Here is a 20,347-nt window from a genome sequence, read left to right as displayed (position 1 = left end):
TGTCCTCCGTTTGTGGTTGTTATCAGGCAGTCATGTCGTGGCTGGCGCCAGAACGCCACTTCTGCTCGGCAGCACTGGCTGCCGAGCAGGTCTTTAGATCAGTGAAGCTGGTGCTTGATCAGGCGTCCACCCTGCATGATCAGGGGCATGTGCGCGCCCTGGCCGGTCAGCAGGCTCATGTCCTCCAGCGGGTTGCCGTCGACCACGATCAGGTCGGCACGTGCGCCGGGGGCGATGCAGCCGATCTCCCCTTCGCGCTGAAGCAGGCGGGCGGCGTTCAGCGTGGCGCTGCGAATGACCTCATGGGCAGGCAGCACGCGGGCACGAATCACGAACTCCTCGGACTGGTGACGATGCATCTCACCCAGCAGGTCGCTGCCATAGGCCATGGTCAGGCCTGCTTCGCGCATGATCTTCAGGCTCTCAAGGCCCGCCAGGCGCACGTCATCGATCTTGGCGACCGAGTCCGGCTTGAGCCCATACTGCGCGCCTTCCTTCTTGAGCATTTCGTAGGTGACCAGTGTGGGGCACGCCATGGCCCCCTTTTCGGCCGCCAGCTGCGCGGTCTCATGGGTAATCAGGTTGCAGTGTTCCAGCGAGCGTACGCCGGCCAGCACCGCACGCCGGATGGCCTGATCGGTATAGAGATGGGCGCTGACATAGGTCTGGGCATTGGTGGCCTCTTCCACGATTGCTTCCAGCTCATTCACCGAATAGCTCAGGAAATCGATCGGATCGCTGGGAGAAGAGACACCTCCGTTGGCCATCACCTTGATGAACTGGGCGCCTGACTTGATCTCCTCGCGTGTGGCGCGGCGTACCGCATCCACACCGTCACAGATACGCCCCATCGAACCCAGTCGCCGGGTCTGGTACTGGTCATCGCGCTCGTCATAAAAGCCGCGATAGTCGGTATGCCCACCGGTCTGGGAGAGCGCCTTGCCACAGATCATCAGTTCCGGACCGACAAAATAGCCTTCGGCCACCGCCTGCTGCAGGCCGCGATCGGCGCCGCCCACATCGCGCACGGTTGTGAAGCCGCGCATCAGCATGTCACGCATGATGGGCGTGGCGCGCGCGGTAATCAGCGAATCCGGGAGCAGGGCGTTGGCGCCCAGATCCGCCGTGGTGGCGATCACATGAACATGGCAGTCGATCAGCCCGGGCATCAACGTGCGCCCCCCCAGGTCCAGACGGGTGGCGCCGGGCGCCTCAAGGGGCGTATCGGAAACCTGTGTAATGCGATCGTTTTCGATCAGCACACTGATGTTCTCCCGCGGGGTGGGAGACGTACCGTCCACCAGACGGGCGTTATGCAGCAAAAAAGTGGTGGTGTCTGACATGATGACTCTCTTGTGATTATTGAATTCGCGATCATCGAAGCAATGATGTCCTGACGACGAAGGCAGGATGGTTCGAGGCTAAACAGCGCAGGCACCGGGTGAAAAGCGCAAAAAACGCATGGGGTCATGCATGGGGTGCATCCGCCGGTCGCGGAATTTCTTCTGCCAGCCACTGCTTGAAAAGGCGGGTGGCGCGGTTTTCCCGTCGCTCCTGCGGAGTCAGCAGGTAATAGCCGCCGCCGTGGCTTGCCGAGAGGTGGGTGGCCCGTGCCAGGCGGCCCTGCGCGATCTGCCCGTCAATGATGTGCTGCCAGCCCAGCACCATGCCCTGGCCCAGCACGGCCATCTCGACCAGCGCCGGGTAGTGGTTGAAGACAATGGTCTGGGTGAGGCGAGGCTCGAGGCCGTGGTAGCGAAACCACTGGGGCCAGGCGATCCAGAGGCTCTGGGCATCCTCGAGCATCAAAAGGGTTTCGCAGGCCAGCATGGCTGGTGTCAGGTCTTCGTTGTCACCCAGCCCATGGCGGGTACGGCACTCTGCAAGATAGTCCGGCGAGCAGACCGGAAACACGCTTTCCGGCATCAGGGAAAGCGTTTCAAAGCCTTCCACGGCGCCGGACTTGAGGTAGTAAAGCCCGATATCGAACTCAAAGGAGGAGAGCGTGGAGATCACGTCGCGCACGATCAGGCGCAGCTTGATCTGCGGATGGTCGCGGCGAAAGCGGCTTAACCGGGGCACCATCCAGAACTGGGCCACGCCGGCCGTACAGGCCAGCGTCAGCTCGTTTTCGCCGGCGCTTTTCATCACCTCGGAAGTGGCGTGAACGCACTCATCGAGCATCTCGCGCACGTGTCGGGCGTAGCTTTCACCGGCCCGCGTCAGGATCAGCTGGCGTGGCTTTCGCACAAACAGTGCCCGGCCCAGAAACTGCTCAAGATGCACAATCTGACGACTGATGGCGCTCTGGGAAAGATGCAGCTCGCTGGCCGCGCGGGTAAAGCTCATGTGCCGGACCGCCGCCTCGAAGGCCACCAGGGCATTCAGCGGTGGCAGGGGAGACATGCGCATGGGGATAGCTCCTGGCAGGAGGAAGAACATGCGAGCGTACGTTATCTGCAGCAAAAGTGTGATGGCTGTGCCAGGGTTGGCCGAACCTCGGTGTCACGTATCTGTCCAAGGATATCGAGACGATCATTTTCGGGCGCGTCAGCGATCACGCGTCACATGCAGGAGAGCAGTGTTGAAAAAGACAATCGCGGTACTGGCAAGTGTGGGCATGGTGGGAGTGTCGACCTCGGCGCTGGCCTTCAATCTGGGGGATGTCAATCAGGCCATGGAGTCGATGAACAACCAGGCCACGCAGGGCCAGCAGACGCAGCCTGCGGCGCAGCAGAACCGGCAGGGGCTCTCGTCACAGGTGGGGAATTTTCTGAATCTCGACAACGCGCCACGCCAGCAGCAGGCAGCGGCCGTAGGCACCACTGACAGCAACCTGGGGCAGGCCTCACAGCTCATTGAGCAGCTGACCGGCCAGCTGGGGGTCAGCAAGACCCAGGCCATTGGCGGGTCGGCGGCGCTGCTGGCAGCGGCCAAAAGCCAGCTGGGCAGCGATCAGTTCAACCAGCTTTCCAATCAGGCGCCGGGCGTCGATGGGCTGCTCTCCAGCGCCCAGGCGCTGTCCGGCAGCCAGTCGATGCTGTCGAAGCTTTCCGGTATGGGCGGCAATGGCCAGGGGGGCGGTACCTCGTCACTGACCTCGAGTGCCTTCAGCATGCTGGGCATGGATGCCGGCATGGTCAGTCAGTTTGCCCCGGTCATGCTTAGCTATCTCGGTGGTCAGGGCGTATCAGGCAGTCTCCTGAGCTCGCTGGGCAGCATCTGGGGCGCGACCGGTCGCTAGAATGACGGTTTCTGGCAGCAGGTCGGTAACGGTTGCCGGCCTGCTGCCCTGTCTCTGACGCGGTCGACTACAGCCGTCCTGCTACCTCCTCCCACAGATTGCGATAAGCCACGGCCGCAGCGGTGCGCGGGGCAAACTGCGTCAGCGGTGCCTGATGGCTGCCCATCTGCTCGACCACGCTGGCATAGGGGATATTGGCGGACAGGTGAGTGGGCCACTGCTCCCGAAAGTGGGTCGTGTTCTCCTGATGTAGCCTGCGGCGGCGGTCCACCAGGGTCAGAAAGGGCCACAGCGGAGTGGCGATGTGTTCCCCATCCAGATACTGCTGTAGCTGGGTCAGGGTTCTCATCGACAGTATCGTTGGGACGACCGGGACCAGCAGGGCATCGACACTGGAAAAGACCTGCTGTGAGAGGGTGGTCAGACCGGGCGGGCAGTCCAGAATAACCAGATCATAGTCATCGCTGACCGGTTTGAGCACCCTGCGCAGGCGGCTCGCCTTGCGACCTTCCAGCAGAAGATCCATCTCGCGGGATTCAAGGCCGGCCGGCAGCAGATCCAGATTTGCCATGTCGGTGTCGCGAATGGTCTTCTCAAGTGTGGCCTTGCCCTTGACCAGCTTCTCCACGCCGCCACCGCGAATTCTGGGCTTGTTGCGCAGATAAAAGGTGGTGGCAGCCTGCGGGTCCAGATCCCAGATCAGCACCCGAAGCCCTGAAAGGCTTGCCTGCGCCGCCAGGTTGATGGCCGACGCAGTCTTGCCCACCCCTCCCTTGATACTGTAAAGCGCCAGCATCTGCATATCAGCGTTCCTGTTGATGGCTTACAGATTGGATCATGGATCATGGCACCTTAGTTTGTGTCGGCGTGATGACGCTTTGATGACAGCTGTGAGATCACGCGTGTCGGCATCGGCGACGATGATCCTGTGTCATGATGGGGCATTCGTGACGGAAAGCGTTCAGGCAACAGGGGTAAAGAGAGACACATGGACAACGATGTGACAGAAGAAACGCTTCACTGGATGTGGGGTGGCATGCCCATCGAGGTCGGCGTGACCCGGCGCGGGCAGGGTCCTGAAGTGCTGATGCTGCCGGCGCTGTCGAGCATCTCGACGCGTCACGAAATGGACGCCCTGCAGGCCTTGCTGGCCGAGCGCTTTACCACGATCTCGGTGGACTGGCCGGGATTTGGCGACCGCCCGCGCCCTTTCATGGAGGCCGAGCCGAGCATGCTGACGGCCTTTATCGATCACCTGCTCGATGAGGTCGTCTTTCTGCCCGAGATGATCGTTGCCGCCGGCCACGGGGCGGGCATGGTCATCCGGCATCTGGAAGAACATCCCGACGCGGCCGACCGGCTGGTGCTGATCGCCCCCACCTGGCGTGGGCCGCTGCCGACCATGGCCGGCGAGCACAGGCCCTGGTTCGGCCATCTGCGCACCTGGTTTGATCGCCCGGTCATCGGCGCGGGGATCTATCGCCTCAATGTCAGCAACTGGTTTCTGCGCCGTATGGCCGGCGAACACGTTTATGAAGCGCCGGACTGGCTCTCGGGCGAGCGTCTTGCTGCCAAGCGCCGGGTGGCCCGTACACCGGGTGCCCGTCACGGCTCGATTCGCTTTGTGACCGGTGGGGTAGACCCCTTCAATCGCCGCGAGGCGTGCGTGGCGGCGCTCAAGGGCGCCAGTGCCCGGACGCTTTTGATCATGAGCGAGAAGATGCCACCGCGCTCCCGTGCCGAGATGCGCGCCATGGGGGCGCTGCCCCGGGTGGATACCGTGTCGCTCGCCCATGGGCGACTGGCGGTACACGAAGAGTTCCCGGATGAGGTGGCCGGGGCCATTCTGGCGTGGCTGGATACCCCATTGCAGGACGACTGAGCCCTGGAGGCGACCGGGGCCGGGGTGTCACACGCCCGGTGGTGGGGCATGAGAAATCGTGGTCAGTGCTGACTGTGCCGAGCCGTCCTTATCGAGTGAAACGACCTGGCACCCGGTGTATTCTTGGCAGGCTGACACCTCAAAAGAAGAAGGGCTTTCAGCTCTGGGAACATGATTTCAGGGGGTAATATGCTTATTGGCGATGTCCGCCTCAAGCGCGTTTATCAGCACTCGGCCCAGCAGGACGGGGCACGCTGGCTGGTGGATCAGGTATGGCCGCGTGGCAAGCGCGAAGAAGAGCTGTCGGTCGAGCAGTGGTATCGCGCCGTGGCGCCGTCCCGTCGGCTGCGGCATGCCTGGGAAAGCGGGCGAATCGATCGCACGACCTTTGAGCGTCGCTATCGTCTGGAACTCAATCCCGGCGACCTCGAGCCGCTGCTGGCCCAGGCGCGTCAGCGCCGGCTGACGCTGGTCAGCGCCGTACGTGATCTGGAAAGCTCACATCTGCCCATCCTCCGCGAGGTCATTCTCGAGGCACTGCGTGGCGAGGGCGTGGTCAGTGAGCCTGCATCGGTGGCCGAGACGCATTGAGTCGAGCGCTACAGGAACAGCAAAACGCCCCGCCTCGATCGGGGCGTTTTTTTATCATCTGCATCTTTGGTGGGCAGAAAGAACAGAAGTGGCCTCAGGTGCGCTGTTGCTGGCCGCAGCAGGGCGCGATGATGCCGGCACGCTCTCTCAGTGCTGCCATGTCCAGAATCTCCACGTGGCGGCCCTGAATATTGAGCAGCCCCTGCTGCTGGAACCGGCCCAGCACGCGGCTGATGGTTTCGATCGCCAGCCCCAGATAGGTGCCGATATCACTGCGTGACATCGGCAGGCGAAAGCGCTCGGCGCTGTGGCCGCAGCGATCAAGGCGCACCGAAAGGTTGCGAAAGAAGCTCGCCAGACGTTCATCGGCCGTCTTGCTGGAGAGAAGCCGCATCAGGCGACGATCATCGACGATTTCTCGGCTCATGCAGCGATAGAGCTGATGGCGAAGCTCCGGCAGCTGCTCGGAGAGACTTTCCAGTCGCTTGAAGGGAATTTCACAGACCGTGGTGCGCTCCAGCGCGGTCAGAAAGCCCGGATGGACAGCGCTGTCGATGCTGTCCAGACCCACCAGTTCGCCGGGCAGATAGAAACTGGTGATCTGCTCCTCGCCGTCGGCCTCGATAATGGTCTGCTTGAGGCTGCCGCTGCGCACGGCGTAGACGTTTTCAAACGTCTCGCCCTGCATATAGAGCGTCTCGCCGCGCATCAGCGGGGAGCGCCGGCGCACGATCGTGTCGAACTGCTCAACATCGTCAAGAGACAGGGAAAGCGGCAGGCACAGGGAGCTCAACGAGCAGGTCTGACAGCGAGGCTGGTGAAGATGAGCGGTGTTCATTGGCCTGGCAGGTTCCTGTGCATGTGAGTGATGTGCCGGGCGCTGTCGTGACGAACCATACCCGACGCCCGGGACTCGACACTGGCTGTTCGCTCCGTCGAGCGCTTCCGGTCTTCTAAAGAGGCCGTGGAAACGGTTGACGATGTTCGGCCGAAAGATGCGTATCAAGGGCCATGGTCAGCTGGCGGATCACCAGTCGCCCCATGGGGTCACTATAAGCGAGTGCTTATCATATTCGATGAGGCCGTCTCGTCGAAAGGCGGCAGGTCTTTCAGGCACGTTGGCGAAACAGTATGACACCCTGATGCCAAAGTCGGCTTCGATGGCATCAAAATCCAGTCGCATGTCACACACCAGGCAATGAATCGCATGGTGGCGCAGTCGGTCATCCCCGCTCAAACGTACGCTGCGACAGGTGGCCAGCTGTGCGACGTTTTGAGCATGGGCATCATCGCTCTGGCTGATGGCCGACACCCCGGTGAGGCTGCTCGACCACACGGTCGCCGTCGACAAGGGGGGATATATACATAAAGCGACAGCACCCGGGCGGTCGCGTTGCTGCGCGCGAGTACCTGAGTTAACTGTGCCGGACCGAAGTGATCGGTGAGGGCAGTGGCTGGTGGATAGAACGTATAGCGGGGACCGTTGTCATCATGGCGCTTTAAAAGCTCAGGGGCCGGCGAGCAAAGCACATCAGAATGGGCGGGTCGGAGAGCAGATGACAACATGGAAGACGCTTGTGGCAGGCAGTGATTCTGCCATGCCACAAGCATCGTCGTGTTCAGGGTCTGATCTGGATCAAATCAGACCGGACGATCATGCCGGGCAGAGTGAATCAGCCGACACGTACGTCGCTGTCCATGTGGCGTGCCACACGCGACATGGTGCTGGTCAATTCGATGGCCAGGGTCAGATCCGCCAGTTCACGCGGCGAGAAGGTGTTGATCGCCATCATGCGGGTGCTGGCATCGACCGGGCGAAAATGGGTAAAGGATTCACACCAGGCAAGCGCTGCGCGTTCGCGGGCGGTAAAGCGGTCAGAGTCGGCCCAGCGTGCCAGCTCGCGCAGCTTTTCGGCATCAATGCCCAGCGCTTCGGCTTCGCTGACCCTCAGATTTTCGCAGTTGTCGCAGCCGCCATTGATCTGCGAGGTACGAAGCTCTGCCAGACAGCGAATGGAAGGGTCGAGGCTGCAATGTCGTACCGCACGCGTGGTGTGGTAGATATCGGTGGCATCGATTCGCCTGGGTCGTTCACTGGTCATGAGTGTGCACCTCAAAATGGTATGAATCTGGTCCTATTTAACGCTTTCGACAAAATTTAATCCACAGCCGGTATTTACAAAGTTGAGCGGGGTTTAAACTTTTTCTCGATTGGCAACCTGCCCTGGTGCCGGTTTTCCTGCGCCGCCCGATGCCATATCGGGCGGCGCAGTGCTTCAGGAAGTGGCCTGAGCCGTACGCGATTCAGTGTGATTTGATCGGCGCCTGCGCTGAAAGTAGACAATCAATGCCAGTATTAAAAGGGCCGGAATCCACAGCCACTCCTTGGCAAAACGCTCGCGAGGCAGCTCGACGCTGACAATGGTCTGATCCATGTCCAGCCCCAGCTCACTGGCCTGACTGCCCCAGCCGACCATGTCCACCAGCGTGGTATCACCGTCCTGACGAAGCGACAAGCCCAGATTGTCCAGCCGCGCCTGGCCGCTGTCGCCCTCGACAACCGGCACCTCGATCACAAGACGCATGGGGGCACCGTAGTCGTCGAGCCCCTCGACCGCCACTCGCAGCGTCTGACCGGTTTCCAGTTCGCCGTAAGCCTTTGCAAACTGCGCCGGCGGCATCTCCTCAAAGGGCGGCACGATCATGTCCTGCCAGAAGCCGGGACGGAAAAGGGTAAAGGCGACCAGCAGTAGCAAAATGGTCTCATGCCAGCGGTTGCGCACGATAAACCAGCCCTGGGTGGCGGCGGCAAAGACCAGCATCGCCACGGTCGCCACCACGAAGATCACGATGCCGTGCCAGAGATCAACATTGATGAGCAAAAGATCGGTATTGAAGATAAACAGAAACGGCAGGGCGGCCGTGCGCAGACTGTACCAGAAGGCCTGAAATCCGGTGCGTATCGGATCGGCGCCCGAAATGGCCGCTGCCGCAAAGGAGGCCAGCCCCACCGGCGGGGTGACATCGGCCATGATGCCGAAATAGAACACGAACAGGTGCACCGCGATCAGCGGCACGATCAGCCCCTGTTGCTGACCGAGCTGCACGATGACGGGTGCCAGCAGCGCCGAGACCACGATGTAGTTGGCCGTGGTCGGCAGCCCCATGCCCAGAATCAGACTCAATACGGCGGTGAGCAGGAGCATCAAGAAGAGGCTGCCCATGGAGAGATGCTCGACCAGATCGGCCAGCACCAGGCCCACGCCGGTCTGTGAGACGGCGCCGACAATGATGCCGGCCGTGGCGGTGGCAATACCGATGCCGACCATGTTGCGCGCGCCGTCGATCAGACCGTTCCAGAGATCATGAACGCCCTCGCGCAGGTTCTCGCCCAGGATAAGTCGGCCGCGAAAGAGCGCGCTCAGCGGGCGCTGCGTCACCATGATGACCATCATCAACACGGTCGCCCAGAAGGCCGAAAGTCCCGGTGAAAGCCGCTCGACCATCAGGCACCAGACCAGCACCACTACCGGCAGCAGATAGTGCAGCCCGACCATGACGGTGGGGCGGGTCTGAGGCAGGGTCGTAATGTCGGTATCAGGGGTATCATGCTCAAGCTCCGGATAGCGCGCGCCCAGCTTCAAAAGCCCGACGTAGATCACCACCAGTGCGATCGAGACCACCCAGGGGGTGGACTCGCCCAGCACCGGCTTGAGCCAGCCCAGCCCGTAATAGACCGCGGCACTGAGCGCCATCAGACCGACCAGGCCGGTCGCAAAGCCCAGCAGCTTGAACAGCCACGGCTTGGGTGGATTGGCACTCTTGAGCCCCTGCATGCCGGCCTTCATGGCTTCGAGATGCACGATATAGAACAGCGCGATATAGGAAATCATCGCCGGCAGGAAGGCGTGCTTGATGACCTCGACATAGGGAATGCCGACATATTCGACCATCAAAAAGGCGGCTGCCCCCATGACCGGCGGCATGATCTGACCGTTGACCGAGGAGGCGACTTCCACGGCGCCGGCCTTGGTCGGGGAAAACCCGACCCGCTTCATCATCGGGATGGTGAAGGTGCCGGTGGTGACCGTATTGGCAATCGAGGAGCCCGAGATCAGGCCGGTCAGCCCCGAGGCCACGACGGCCGCCTTGGCCGGCCCGCCCCGATAGTGGCCCAGCATCGAGAAGGCTACCTTGATGAAATAATTACCGGCACCGGCCTTGTCGAGCAGGGCGCCAAAGAGCACGAACAAAAAGACGAAGCTGGTGGAGACGCCCAGTGCGATACCGAATACGCCCTGGGTGGTCAGCCACTGATGGTTGATCAGCGCCTCAAAGCTGACGCCGCGATGGGCCAGCATGCCCGGCATGTACGGCCCGGCCAGCGAATAACCCAGAAAGACCAGCGCCACGATCATCAGCGGCGGCCCCAGCGCCCGGCGGGTACCTTCCAGCAGCAGGATCAGCCCCATGACCCCCACAATGACATCCTGGGTAATCGGATTGCCGGGGCGGTTGGAAAGCTGGGCATAGAACAGATAGATATAGAGCGCGCAGAAGGCGGCTACCGCCGCCATGATCCAGTCCGTGGCCGGTACGCGATCTTTCGGCGAGCGCTTGAGCGCCGGCCAGGAAAGGAAGGCGATAAAGAGGGCAAAGCCCAGGTGAATCGAGCGTGCCTCGGTGGCACTGAAAACACCAAAGCCCAGCGAATAGGGCAACGGTGAGGTAATCCAGAGCTGAAACAGTGACCAGGCAAAGGCCACAATCAGCAGCAGGCGTCCGGTGGCACCCTGCAACTTGCGCCCACCGGTGTCTGCCACGGCGGCCAGTTCCCTGGCATCCACTTCCGGGCGCTCGGTTGAAGAGGGGGTCGTGTTCATGTCCGCATCCTTTGGCGGCAGGACCTTTCCGGGACGGATGCCCGGATCGGAAATGACACAACGCCCCCGGCTGGAGGCGTTGCGTCGTCAAAGATGACGTCCGGGCCGTGATCATGCTGGCCCGGATCAGGCAGGCTTACTCGCTGAGCCAGCCCTTTTCCTGATAGTAGCGTTTGGCGCCTTCATGCAGCGGCGCTGACAGGCCCTGATTGACCATGGTTTTCGGGTCAAGCGTGGCAAAGGCGGGGTGAAGTTTCTTGAAGCGATCGAAGTTGTCGAACACGGACTTGACCGCGGCATAGACCAGATCGTCGTCGACCTTCTCAGAGCTGACAATCGTGGCACCAACACCGAAGGTCTTCACGTTATCCGGGTTGCCCTTGTACATGCCGCCGGGAATTTCATAGAAGCTGTAGTAGGGGTGCTCTTCCACCAGCTTCTGGATCACTTCGCCGTCGAGCGGAATAATGCGAGCGTCCACGGTCGTGGTCGCTTCCTGGATGGAACCGTTGGGATGGCCGGCGACAAAGACCATGGCATCGATGTTGTTGTCGGCCAGTGCCGAGGCCTGTTCGGCGCTATCCAGTTCCGAGACCAGCGAGAAATCCTTTGTGGTCCAGCCCTTGGCCGCCATGACGACTTCCATGGTGGCGCGGTTGCCCGAGCCGGGGTTGCCGATATTGACCCGCTTGCCCTTGAGATCATCCAGCGTTTTGATGCCGGAGTCGGCACGTGCCACCAGGGTGAGCGGCTCACCATGCATGGCAAAGACCGAACGCAGGTCCTCATGGGCCTTGCCTTCGAACTGGCCTTCACCGTGATAGGCGTTGTACTGCACATCGGACTGGGCCACACCCATGTCCAGATCGCCGTTCTCGATGCCGTTGACGTTGGCCACCGAGGCACCGGTCGAGGGGGCGTTGCAGCGATAGCCGCTGTCACCCTGATTGACGAAGCGACAGACGGACTGGCCGACCACGTAGTAGACACCGGTCTGACCGCCGGTGCCGATGGTCATGAACTTCTGTTCACCGGCCTGAACGCTGGTTGCGGACAGTGCAAGTGCCCCCAGGGTCATGACGGTCGCCGACAGCATCGCAGTAAGGGTCTGGCGTTTGATCATTTAAGGTTTCCTTTTTATGACTTGTTATGCCTCGTGACCGGTGTTGCCGGTCAGGTGACGCTACGTTACTGCTGCATCGGCTGGACTGCAAAACGACCATCTTACTAGCTTAAGTTTCGTTAAAGGATGGATGGCGGCTTTTCGGGAGTTCGGTTCTTGCTGTCATGATAAAAATCAACGCTCCAGAGGGTCGCTTTGCAATCATGGTTTCCTATAGCATGAAAGTGAAACGATTGTAACGAGGTTGCCCGCCATGTCCTTCGAGTCCTTCAATCCTCCGACGCGCCTTTTGATGGGGCCGGGGCCGATCAATGCCGACCCGCGCGTGCTACGCGCCATGTCCGCGCCGCTGATCGGCCAGTATGACCCGGCCATGACCGCCTGCATGAATGACACCCAGGCGCTCTATCGCGAGGTCTTTCGCACTAAAAATGACGCCACATTGCTGGTGGATGGCACCTCGCGTGCCGGTATCGAGGCCGTACTGGTGTCGCTGATCGAGCCGGGTGACCGGGTACTGGTGCCGGTGTTCGGCCGCTTTGGCCATCTGCTGCGCGAAATCGCCGAGCGTGCCGGTGGCGAGGTGCACATCATCGAGGTCGAGTGGGGCGAGGTCTTCACGCCCGAGCAGGTCGAGGCGGCCCTTCGCGACGTACGCCCGAAGGTGCTCGCCATGGTGCAGGGCGATACCTCCACCACCATGTGCCAGCCGCTCGAAGAGATCGGCAGCCTCTGCCGCGCCCACGACGTGCTCTTTTATACCGACGCCACTGCCTCACTGGCCGGCAACGTGCTGGAGACCGACGCCTGGCAGCTCGATGCCGTCACCGCCGGGCTGCAGAAGTGCCTGGCCGGCCCCTCCGGCAGCGCGCCGACCACGCTGTCGCCGCGCGCCGTCGAGTGCATCCGCGGTCGCGCCCACATTGAGGCCGGTCTGGTCGGCGACGGTCATGACGCCGGGCGCGGCGTGCGTATTCGCTCGAACTATTTTGACCTGTCGATGATTCTCGATTACTGGGGGGAATCGCGCCTCAACCACCACACCGAAGCCACCAGCATGCTCTACGGCGCGCGTGAATGTGCCCGTCTGCTGGTCAATGAGGGCATGGACCAGGCCGTGGCCCGTCACGCCCTGCACGGCGGTGCGTTAACCAGCGGACTGTCGGCAATGGGACTTGAGCTCTTTGGCGATCAGCGCCACCGCATGAACAACGTGGTCGGTATCTACATCCCCGACGGCGTCGAGGGTGAAGTCCTGCGTCGCACGCTGCTGGAAGACTACGCCATCGAGATCGGCACCTCCTTCGGGCCGCTGCACGGGCGTATCTGGCGTATCGGCACCATGGGCTACAACGCCCGCCGCGATACCGTCATGACCACTCTGGCGGCGCTCGAGGAGGTGCTGCGTCAGGCCGGGGTCAGCATCACGGCCGGCAGCGGTGCCGGCGCGGCGCGCGAGTACTATCAGGAACATCCACAACAAAACCCACCACAAGGCCCGCAGCAGCACTCACGGTTCGGCCCGGGGAGTGCCCATGTATAACGGTGAATCAATCGTTGCGGCCTGCGACCGGCTGGCGGCCATTTCGGCCGATGACGGGCAGCTCACGCGCTGCTACCTGACGCCGGAACATGCTCGCGCCCACGCGCAGCTGGCGCAGTGGATGCAGGACGCCGGCATGCAGACCTGGCAGGACGCCGCCGGCAATCAGTGGGGTCGTCTGGAAGGCAGTGATCCGTCGCTGCCGGCGCTGGTGCTGGGCTCTCACTCCGACAGCGTGATCAACGCCGGACGCTTTGACGGCCCGATGGGGGTGCTGCTGGCGATTGGCGTGGTGGCGCGTTTGAATGCCGCCGCCCAGCGTCCGACCCGGTCGGTCGAGGTCGTGGCCTTTGCCGATGAAGAGGGCATCCGTTTTGGTACGGCGCTGTTGGGCAGCCGCGCCGTGGCGGGCAGCTGGGACCCGGCCTGGTGGGACATCACCGGGCGTGATGGCGTGACGCTTCGTCAGGCGTTTGTCGATTTCGGCCTCGACCCGGCGCGGGTCGGTGAGGCCGCAAGAGCACCCGAGTCCGTGGCCGGCTATCTGGAAGCGCATATCGAGCAGGGGCCGGTGCTGGAGGCCGAGCGCCGCTCGCTGGGCGTGGTCACGGCCATTGCCGGCGCCCGACGCTTTGCCATCACGATCAGGGGCGAGGCCGGCCACGCCGGCACCACGCCGCTGGTGCTGCGTCGCGATGCGCTGAGCGGTGCCGCCGAGGCGATCGTGGCCATCGAGACCCTGGCACGCGCGGCAGGTATCGTCGCCACGGTCGGCTCGCTGGAGACCTATCCCGGAGCGGTCAATGTGATCCCCGGTGAGGTGCGCATGACGCTCGACATTCGCGCCGAGCGCGATGAGGATCGTGACCGCACGCTGGAGGCCATTCGCGAGACCTGCGAACGCGTGGGCGAGGCGCGCGGGCTTGCCTGGTACTGGCAGGAGACCCATTCGGCGCCGGCCGTGGCCTGCTCGCCGCGACTCATCGAGGCGCTGACGGAGGCCATCGGCACCACCATTGGCACCGACAACGGCCCGGTCCTGCGGCTGGCCAGCGGTGCCGGGCACGACGGCATGGCGATGGCCGACATCTGCGACATCGGCATGCTGTTCGTGCGCTGTGACCGCGGCATCAGCCACCACCCGGACGAGTCGGTGCAATCGCGCGATGTGGATGACGCCCTCAACGCCATGAATGCCGCTGTATCAGCGCTGGTGGCCTGACAATTTTTTCATCACTGACAGGTTCCTCATCGACAGCGACCCGGGCGGTGTGCTGCCCGGGTCGTGACTTCGAAATACTCCCTTCGGGAATACCCTTTTCGAGAACGCCATGGATCAGCATCTGGGGCAGCGACTGCGACAGCAGTTTGATCAGCTCACGCCCAACGAGCAGAAGGTGGCGGGGTTTATCCTCGATCACTTCGAGGATATCGCCGTCTACAGCGGTGCCGAGCTGGCCAGACTCTCCGGGGTCTCCAAGGCCACGGTCAGCCGGCTCTTTCGACGTCTCGGGTTTGCAAGCTTCAGCGAAGTGCGCCAGCACGCCCGCGAGCTGCGCTATCACGGCGTGCCGCTGGTCACCGATTCGAAAGCGCTGGGCAGCGGGCTGGAGCGCTTTCAGCGCCATTTCGAGCGCGAGCGTGACAATCTCCATCAGATGCTGGCTGCCATCGACGCCGAGACCTTCGATACGCTGATCGAGGCGCTCGACAGTGCGCCGGAAGTGCTGGTAATCGGCTATCGCAACGGCTATCCGCCGGCCCTGCACCTGCGCCAGCAGCTGATGCAGGTGCGCCCTGGCGTTCGGCTGGCGCCGCTGCCCGGCCAGTCGCTGGGCGAGGAGCTGGTCGGCGTGCAGCCGGGCACGCTGGCGATTGTCATGGGCTTTCGGCGCCGGGCGCACGGCTTCTCAAGCCTGCTCGAGCAGCTCAAGGGCAGCGGTCTGGACACGCTTTTGATCGGTGACCCGACCCTGGCGGCGACCGGGGTCTCGCCCACCTGGCAGCTGGAGTGCCCGCTGGACAGCGTCTCCGCCTTTGACAGCTACACCTCGGTGATGAGCCTGATCAACCTGCTGGCCAACGCGCTGCTGCACAAGCGGCTGGGTGAGGGGCGCTCACGCATCGATGCCATCAGTGACGCCTATGCCGGGCTGGATGAACTGGCCTGATTGGATGTTTGAGCTCGACCAGAGGCGGCCCACGGGCCACCTTTTTGCGTTCAACGAGTGCGCCCAGCTCGCCAGGCGCACCCGAGGAGTGCAGTTTGCCAGCGTGCAGAGCGAGCCGAGGGCCGCCATGAGGCGCTGACGGGCGTGGCAGGCGGGTCCGTGCCGATCTGGCACGAAGGTTGCAACGTCGTCCTCATGAATAACTCAACCGGCCGGGCGAAGGAGTGCACATGAGTGACGTCATCGAGCGTGTGGATCGCAGTGTCTGGGTCAGGGGCCGCCCCGAGCAAGGCACCACCGGCATGACACATGGCCCGTTGGCCGGCCAGCGTCTGGCAGTGAAGGACCTTTTTGATATCCAGGGCGAGATCACCGGGGCGGGCAATCCCGACTGGGCTGCCGCTCAGCGTCCGGCTCGCCATACCGCGCCGAGCGTTCAGGCACTGCTGGACGCTGGCGCCCCGCTTGCCGGCAAGACCCAGACCGACGAATTTGCCTACAGTCTCAACGGCGCCAACGTGCACTACGGCACGCCGGTTAATCCAAGGGCACCCGATCGGCTGCCGGGCGGCTCAAGCTCCGGCTCGGCGATCGCCGTGGCGCGCGGCGAGGCCGAGATCGGACTGGGCACCGACACCGGCGGATCGATTCGCATTCCGGCCAGCTATAACGGCCTGTGGGGACTGCGTCCCACGCACGGGATGATCAGCAGCGACGGACTCGTCCCGCTGGCCCCCTGCTTTGATACGGTGGGCTGGCTGTGTCGCGACCATGACACGCTGTCCAGTGTGGCCGAGGTGCTGCTGCCAACGGCCCGGGTTGATGCTCCCGGCAGCGTGATGACGCTGCTGGTGCCCGAGGCGCTGGCCGGCGAGGCGTCACGCTTTCGCCAGGCGCTCGGCGCGCGGCAGGACCTGCTGATCCAGTCGCTGTCCGATCAGTGGCTGGCGCATCTGGGCCGTACCTTTCGCGTGCTGCAGGGGCGCGATATCTGGCGAGTCCATGGAGAATGGATCACACGTGAACAGCCCCGTTTGGCCCCGGATATCGAGGCTCGCTTTCAGTGGTGCGCCACCCTGACCGAGCTGGATGAGCAGACTGCCCGCCGGGCGCGGGAAGAGATCATCAATGCGCTGCGCACCTTCAGCGATGACGGCGCGCAGCTGCTGGCAATGCCCACGGCGCCGGGGGCCTCGCCGCTTTTGAGCCTGACCGGCCGTCGTCTTGAAACCTACCGCGAACACCTGATGGGCATGACGGCACTGGCCGGGCTCTGGGGCGCCCCGCAGCTCTCCATGCCGCTGCTGCATGATGACCGCGACGGCGGTGGCCATGCGCCCTGGGGGCTGTCACTGCTGGGCGCGCCCGGTCAGGACCGGCACCTGGTGACGCGGGCCCGAGCGTATCGCGCATAGGCACGATGCCGCCCGGCCGTTATGATGCGCTTCTGCCCGGGCGCATGGAGCCACCACGACGCCATGGGAACATGATCACCAGGAGCACCCATGGCTGCCATACTCGCGATTCTGCCCATCTTCACGCTGATTGTGGTCGGCTATGTGCTGGGCTGGCGGCAGTGGCTGACGCCGTCCAGCGCCGGTGGGCTCTCCTGGGTCACCTTCAAGCTCTTTCTGCCCTGTCTCCTGTTGACCGGCATCGCCCGTGCCCCGCTGGGAGACGCCCTCTCACCGCTGCTGCTGGTGGTCTATTTCATCCCGGCGCTGCTGCTGTTTACCGTCTTCAATCTCTATATTCGCCGACGCACGGGGCAGGCCTCTGCCATCGGGCTGGCCGCCAGCTACTCCAATAATGTCCTGATCGGCATTCCGCTGGTGACGGCGCTGTTCGGTCACGAGGGGCTGGTCTATCTCCTTGCGCTACTGGCGGTGCACAGCCTGATTCTCTTTTCGACCCAGTCGCTGTATGCCGCTCTCGGGCAGGGGCGCGAACAGCGACCCAACGTGCTGAGCCTTCTGAAAACGCTGGCCAATCCGCTGGTGGTGGGGCTGTTATTGGGGGTAGTGATCAATGTCTCCGGTATTCCGCTGGCAACGCCGCTGTGGCAGATGCTGGACTGGCTGGCGCGTGCAGGCCTGCCGTGTGCGCTGATCGTGGTGGGTGTCGGCCTGACCCGCTACCGGCTTCGCACCTCGCCGACCATCTGGGCAATCTGTGTCGGCAAGCTGGCGCTCTTTCCGCTGATGGTGCTGGCCCTGGGCAGTGCCATGCCGGGGCTCTCGCCGCTGGCGCTGCATGTGCTGGTGCTGGCGGCCGCCGGCCCGATCGGGGTGAACGTACTGGCCTTTGCCAAACCGGGTGAGGAACAGCACACCGTCGGCGCGAGCATCTTCCTCTCGACGCTTTTGGCCGCGGGCACGCTGCCGCTGTGGATGCTGGCGATGGGCTAGCCCGCCGCAGGTACGGCGGGCCGAAGGGCAGGGTTCAGCGCCCGGTCGGCGCGTGATGCTCGTGCCAGTGGCGGGCGATGTCCACCCGGCGGGTGACCCACACCCGGTCATGGGCCTCGAGGTGATCGAGAAAGCGCTGCAGGGCGCGAAAGCGACCCGGCCGGCCGATCAGGCGGCAGTGCAGGCCGATCGAGAGCATCTTCGGCGCCTCGGCGCCCTCCTCATAGAGCACGTCAAAGGCGTCGCGCAGGTAGTTGAAAAACGGATCACCGTAGTTGAACCCGCCCGGTGAGGCGAAGCGCATGTCGTTGGTGTCCAGCGTGTAGGGCACGATGAGATGGTCACGCGGCTCGCCCTCGGTATTATCGATCTGCGTCCAGAAGGGCAGGTCATCCCCATAGTAATCCGAGTCGTACAGGAAGTGCTCGTGTTCGCCGACCAGCGTGCGGGTATTGGGGCTGTCACGCCCGGTATACCAGCCCAGCGGCAGCTCGCCGGTCAGTTCGCGATGCAGGTCAATCGCCTGCGCCATCATGGTGCGCTCCTGCTCAAGACTCATGTCCTGATAGTGAATCCAGCGCAGACCGTGGCAGGCGATCTCGTGGCCGGCCTCCCTGAAGGCGCTGACCACCTCCGGGTGGCGCGCCATCGCCATGGTGACGCCAAAGACGGTCAGCGGCAGGCCGCGACGTTCGAATTCGCGCAGCACGCGCCAGACGCCGGCCCGTGAGCCGTACTCATAGAGCGACTCCAGACTCATGTGGCGGTCGGGGTAGGGCGCCGCGCCGATGATGTCGGAGAGAAACGTCTCGCTGTGGGCATCGCCGTGCAGCACGCTGTTCTCGCCACCCTCTTCGTAGTTGAGCACGAACTGCACCGCCACGCGGGCGCGCCCCGGCCATTGCGGGTCCGGGGGCGTGGCGCCGTAGCCGCGCAGGTCGCGTGGGTAGTGGTTCAGGTAAAGGTCGTGACTCATGACGTGCTCCGGCTCAGGTGTTCAAAGGCGCCTCGAATGGGCCTGGCGATCGGGAAGGCGCGGTCGTTGTGCTTCGAGACCGGGTAGCCGGTGGCGCTGACCGCCTCCAGCAGCGCCACGCCTGCGGTCACCCCGTCAATGACCGGTACACCCAGCGTTTTGCCCAGTCGCTCGGCCAGTTCGCTCATGCCGGCGCAGCCCAGCAGGATGGCGTCGCTGTCATCATTCTCAAGCGCTTCACGGCAGGCGGCGAGCAGGGCCTCATAGACGCTGTCATCCTCGGACTCGAACGCCGCGACCGGCAGCTCGCAGGCGTGCAGGCCGGCGCACTGCTCGCGCTTGCCGTACTCGTGCAGCAGCCGCTCGGCAATCGGCAGGGTGCGTGCCAGCGTGGTGACCACCGAGAAGCGGCGCGCCACCATGGCGGCCATCTGCATGCCGGCCTCGGCCACGCCCATCACCGGCACCGAGGCCACTTCGCGGGCTGCCGCCAGCCCCGGGTCACCGAAGCAGGCGATCAGATAGCCATCGACGCGGATGTCACCGTTTTCAGTCTCGATGAGGCGCTCCAGAAGGCCGGGCACGGCCATGGCCTCGTCAAAGTGGCCCTCGAGACTGGTCGGGCCGTGGCGCGAAGTGTGCATGAGAATCTCACCACGCGAGACGCGGCGCGCGCTGGTGGCGATGCCCTCGCTCATGGCGGTACTGGTGTTGGGATTGATGACGCAGATGGTCGGGGGGTGAGAAGTCATGACGCGTTTTGCTCGCGGTGGTGGCCAAAAAGGTGTTCGAAATCGGGCAGGGCATCGCCGCTGGCGGTGAAATCAAGGCTCGCCTCGATCCCCGTCAGGTGCTGGTGCATCCATGTCTGGAGGGCGTCGAGATCCCGGCGCTCCAGCAGGGGGATCAGGGCCGGATGCTCACAGGGGCAGCCGGCCCGGCCGCGCCCATAAACGGCAATGATCAGCGATGTGCGCGAGATCAGCTGCGAGAGGGCCTCCGACAGCGAGGCGTTGCCGGCCATCGCCATCAGGTGCGTGTGAAAGCGCGCCGACAGACGAATGGCCTGATCGCGCGGTGCGTGGCGCTCCTGATCGGCAATCCGTGTCAGTGCCTGCAGATCTTCCGGTGTGACGTGCGCCACGACCTCGGTCAGCAGGGCACCTTCGAGAAGCCGCCGTGCCCGGAAGACATCGCGCGCCTCGGCAGGCGTCGGGCTGGTGATCTGGGCGCCACGATGGGTGCGAAGCGTGACCAGCTGTTCCAGTGCCAGGCGCTGCAGCACGCGGCGGATCATGGTGCGACTCACCCCGAAGGCGCCGGCCAGCGCATCTTCCGGCAGTCGGGCACCCGGGGAAAGTCGATGCTCCACGATGGCTTCCCACAGCGCCTGATAGATCGCGTCATCGCTGCGCGCGTCGTGACCGGTGGCAAGGCCGGCCAGCAGATGAAACTGACGAGTATCGTTCATGAAGCTCCTGTCATGCGGTTCCGGTCGGATAGCGGCCCTGAGATTGTATACAAGC

19 protein-coding genes are annotated in these 20,347 nt (G+C 63.4%); 8 read left to right on the top strand and 11 right to left on the bottom strand.

The features are described from left to right. Positions 1-98: 98 nt before the first annotated feature. Positions 99-1,343, bottom strand: a complete 1,245-nt coding sequence (locus Q0931_RS12300; RefSeq protein ID WP_299260697.1) for an amidohydrolase family protein — start codon at positions 1,341-1,343, stop codon at positions 99-101. A gap of 124 nt (positions 1,344-1,467) precedes the next feature. Then, on the bottom strand, positions 1,468-2,412 hold the full coding sequence (locus tag Q0931_RS12295) for a LysR substrate-binding domain-containing protein (protein ID WP_299260695.1): 945 nt from the start codon (positions 2,410-2,412) through the stop codon (positions 1,468-1,470). Between the two features lie 172 nt (positions 2,413-2,584). Here Q0931_RS12295 and Q0931_RS12290 point away from each other — a divergent pair, with 172 nt between their 5' ends. Then, positions 2,585-3,244: a DUF2780 domain-containing protein gene (locus Q0931_RS12290; RefSeq protein ID WP_299260693.1), complete on the top strand. Its 660-nt coding sequence runs from the start codon at positions 2,585-2,587 to the stop codon at positions 3,242-3,244. A 67-nt stretch (positions 3,245-3,311) separates the two neighbouring features. Here the strand turns inward: Q0931_RS12290 and Q0931_RS12285 are convergent, their stop codons facing one another. After that, complete coding sequence (locus Q0931_RS12285; RefSeq protein WP_299260691.1) at positions 3,312-4,046, bottom strand: ParA family protein; 735 nt, start codon at positions 4,044-4,046, stop codon at positions 3,312-3,314. A 186-nt stretch (positions 4,047-4,232) separates the two neighbouring features. Between Q0931_RS12285 and Q0931_RS12280 the strand changes: the two genes are divergently transcribed. Both Q0931_RS12280 and Q0931_RS12275 read left to right on the top strand, forming a co-directional pair. Then, positions 4,233-5,126, top strand: a complete 894-nt coding sequence (locus Q0931_RS12280; RefSeq protein WP_299260689.1) for an alpha/beta hydrolase — start codon at positions 4,233-4,235, stop codon at positions 5,124-5,126. A 189-nt stretch (positions 5,127-5,315) separates the two neighbouring features. Beyond that, on the top strand, positions 5,316-5,717 hold the full coding sequence (locus tag Q0931_RS12275) for a DUF488 domain-containing protein (RefSeq protein WP_299260687.1): 402 nt from the start codon (positions 5,316-5,318) through the stop codon (positions 5,715-5,717). A gap of 94 nt (positions 5,718-5,811) precedes the next feature. On the opposite strand, the gene fnr is transcribed toward Q0931_RS12275, so the two are convergent. The 5 genes from fnr to Q0931_RS12250 all read right to left on the bottom strand — a co-directional run bounded on the left by fnr (position 5,812) and on the right by Q0931_RS12250 (position 11,723). Continuing rightward, complete coding sequence (gene fnr, locus Q0931_RS12270; RefSeq protein WP_299260685.1) at positions 5,812-6,555, bottom strand: fumarate/nitrate reduction transcriptional regulator Fnr; 744 nt, start codon at positions 6,553-6,555, stop codon at positions 5,812-5,814. Between the two features lie 189 nt (positions 6,556-6,744). Continuing rightward, a complete protein-coding gene (locus Q0931_RS12265) occupies positions 6,745-7,053 on the bottom strand; it encodes a hypothetical protein (RefSeq protein ID WP_299260683.1) in 309 nt (102 codons plus the stop codon). Positions 7,054-7,390: 337 nt separating this feature from the next. Beyond that, the gene (locus tag Q0931_RS12260; RefSeq protein WP_299260681.1) at positions 7,391-7,819 is read right to left on the bottom strand and encodes a carboxymuconolactone decarboxylase family protein; all 429 of its coding nucleotides are present in this window, start codon (positions 7,817-7,819) and stop codon (positions 7,391-7,393) included. A 174-nt stretch (positions 7,820-7,993) separates the two neighbouring features. Further along, on the bottom strand, positions 7,994-10,600 hold the full coding sequence (locus Q0931_RS12255; protein WP_299260678.1) for a TRAP transporter permease: 2,607 nt from the start codon (positions 10,598-10,600) through the stop codon (positions 7,994-7,996). Positions 10,601-10,736: 136 nt separating this feature from the next. Next, on the bottom strand, positions 10,737-11,723 hold the full coding sequence (locus Q0931_RS12250) for a TAXI family TRAP transporter solute-binding subunit (RefSeq protein WP_299260676.1): 987 nt from the start codon (positions 11,721-11,723) through the stop codon (positions 10,737-10,739). 253 nt (positions 11,724-11,976) lie between these two features. Between Q0931_RS12250 and Q0931_RS12245 the strand changes: the two genes are divergently transcribed. The 5 genes from Q0931_RS12245 to Q0931_RS12225 all read left to right on the top strand — a co-directional run bounded on the left by Q0931_RS12245 (position 11,977) and on the right by Q0931_RS12225 (position 17,845). After that, complete coding sequence (locus Q0931_RS12245; RefSeq protein ID WP_299260674.1) at positions 11,977-13,266, top strand: alanine--glyoxylate aminotransferase family protein; 1,290 nt, start codon at positions 11,977-11,979, stop codon at positions 13,264-13,266. Further along, positions 13,259-14,488, top strand: coding sequence for an allantoate amidohydrolase (locus Q0931_RS12240; RefSeq protein ID WP_299260672.1), 1,230 nt, complete (start codon positions 13,259-13,261; stop codon positions 14,486-14,488). The genes Q0931_RS12245 and Q0931_RS12240 overlap by 8 nt, the downstream gene beginning before the upstream one ends. Before the next feature lie 109 nt (positions 14,489-14,597). Continuing rightward, the gene (locus tag Q0931_RS12235) at positions 14,598-15,437 is read left to right on the top strand and encodes a MurR/RpiR family transcriptional regulator (RefSeq protein ID WP_299260670.1); all 840 of its coding nucleotides are present in this window, start codon (positions 14,598-14,600) and stop codon (positions 15,435-15,437) included. A gap of 230 nt (positions 15,438-15,667) precedes the next feature. After that, positions 15,668-16,852, top strand: a complete 1,185-nt coding sequence (locus Q0931_RS12230) for an amidase (protein WP_299260668.1) — start codon at positions 15,668-15,670, stop codon at positions 16,850-16,852. A gap of 90 nt (positions 16,853-16,942) precedes the next feature. Then, the gene (locus Q0931_RS12225; RefSeq protein WP_299260666.1) at positions 16,943-17,845 is read left to right on the top strand and encodes an AEC family transporter; all 903 of its coding nucleotides are present in this window, start codon (positions 16,943-16,945) and stop codon (positions 17,843-17,845) included. Between the two features lie 34 nt (positions 17,846-17,879). Here the strand turns inward: Q0931_RS12225 and puuE are convergent, their stop codons facing one another. From puuE to Q0931_RS12210, 3 genes are read right to left on the bottom strand one after another with little or no spacing between them, the layout of a single operon-like run. Further along, the gene (gene puuE / locus Q0931_RS12220) at positions 17,880-18,821 is read right to left on the bottom strand and encodes an allantoinase PuuE (RefSeq protein ID WP_299260664.1); all 942 of its coding nucleotides are present in this window, start codon (positions 18,819-18,821) and stop codon (positions 17,880-17,882) included. Next, entirely contained in the window at positions 18,818-19,573 is a 756-nt protein-coding gene (locus tag Q0931_RS12215) for an aspartate/glutamate racemase family protein (RefSeq protein ID WP_299260662.1), read from the bottom strand. The genes puuE and Q0931_RS12215 overlap by 4 nt, the downstream gene beginning before the upstream one ends. Next, positions 19,570-20,292: a GntR family transcriptional regulator gene (locus Q0931_RS12210; RefSeq protein WP_299260660.1), complete on the bottom strand. Its 723-nt coding sequence runs from the start codon at positions 20,290-20,292 to the stop codon at positions 19,570-19,572. The genes Q0931_RS12215 and Q0931_RS12210 overlap by 4 nt, the downstream gene beginning before the upstream one ends. Between the last annotated feature and the right edge of the window lie 55 nt (positions 20,293-20,347).

Source organism: uncultured Kushneria sp. (assembly GCF_947497025.1).
Classification (GTDB): domain Bacteria; phylum Pseudomonadota; class Gammaproteobacteria; order Pseudomonadales; family Halomonadaceae; genus Kushneria.
This window is presented reverse-complemented; position numbering and strand designations above follow the sequence as displayed.

What these genes read in the sequence shown, in the direction of transcription:
- Q0931_RS12280 (WP_299260689.1), top strand. Translation starts at nt 4,233, where the DNA reads ATGGACAACGATGTGACAGAAGAAACGCTTCACTGGATGTGGGGTGGC.
- Q0931_RS12275 (WP_299260687.1), top strand. Translation starts at nt 5,316, where the DNA reads ATGCTTATTGGCGATGTCCGCCTCAAGCGCGTTTATCAGCACTCGGCC.
- Q0931_RS12230 (WP_299260668.1), top strand. Translation starts at nt 15,668, where the DNA reads ATGAGTGACGTCATCGAGCGTGTGGATCGCAGTGTCTGGGTCAGGGGC.
- Q0931_RS12255 (WP_299260678.1), bottom strand. Translation starts at nt 10,600, where the DNA reads ATGAACACGACCCCCTCTTCAACCGAGCGCCCGGAAGTGGATGCCAGG.
- Q0931_RS12285 (WP_299260691.1), bottom strand. Translation starts at nt 4,046, where the DNA reads ATGCAGATGCTGGCGCTTTACAGTATCAAGGGAGGGGTGGGCAAGACT.
- Q0931_RS12295 (WP_299260695.1), bottom strand. Translation starts at nt 2,412, where the DNA reads ATGCGCATGTCTCCCCTGCCACCGCTGAATGCCCTGGTGGCCTTCGAG.
- fnr (WP_299260685.1), bottom strand. Translation starts at nt 6,555, where the DNA reads ATGAACACCGCTCATCTTCACCAGCCTCGCTGTCAGACCTGCTCGTTG.
- Q0931_RS12250 (WP_299260676.1), bottom strand. Translation starts at nt 11,723, where the DNA reads ATGATCAAACGCCAGACCCTTACTGCGATGCTGTCGGCGACCGTCATG.
- Q0931_RS12235 (WP_299260670.1), top strand. Translation starts at nt 14,598, where the DNA reads ATGGATCAGCATCTGGGGCAGCGACTGCGACAGCAGTTTGATCAGCTC.
- Q0931_RS12260 (WP_299260681.1), bottom strand. Translation starts at nt 7,819, where the DNA reads ATGACCAGTGAACGACCCAGGCGAATCGATGCCACCGATATCTACCAC.
- Q0931_RS12225 (WP_299260666.1), top strand. Translation starts at nt 16,943, where the DNA reads ATGGCTGCCATACTCGCGATTCTGCCCATCTTCACGCTGATTGTGGTC.
- Q0931_RS12245 (WP_299260674.1), top strand. Translation starts at nt 11,977, where the DNA reads ATGTCCTTCGAGTCCTTCAATCCTCCGACGCGCCTTTTGATGGGGCCG.
- Q0931_RS12300 (WP_299260697.1), bottom strand. Translation starts at nt 1,343, where the DNA reads ATGTCAGACACCACCACTTTTTTGCTGCATAACGCCCGTCTGGTGGAC.
- Q0931_RS12215 (WP_299260662.1), bottom strand. Translation starts at nt 19,573, where the DNA reads ATGACTTCTCACCCCCCGACCATCTGCGTCATCAATCCCAACACCAGT.
- Q0931_RS12240 (WP_299260672.1), top strand. Translation starts at nt 13,259, where the DNA reads ATGTATAACGGTGAATCAATCGTTGCGGCCTGCGACCGGCTGGCGGCC.
- puuE (WP_299260664.1), bottom strand. Translation starts at nt 18,821, where the DNA reads ATGAGTCACGACCTTTACCTGAACCACTACCCACGCGACCTGCGCGGC.
- Q0931_RS12210 (WP_299260660.1), bottom strand. Translation starts at nt 20,292, where the DNA reads ATGAACGATACTCGTCAGTTTCATCTGCTGGCCGGCCTTGCCACCGGT.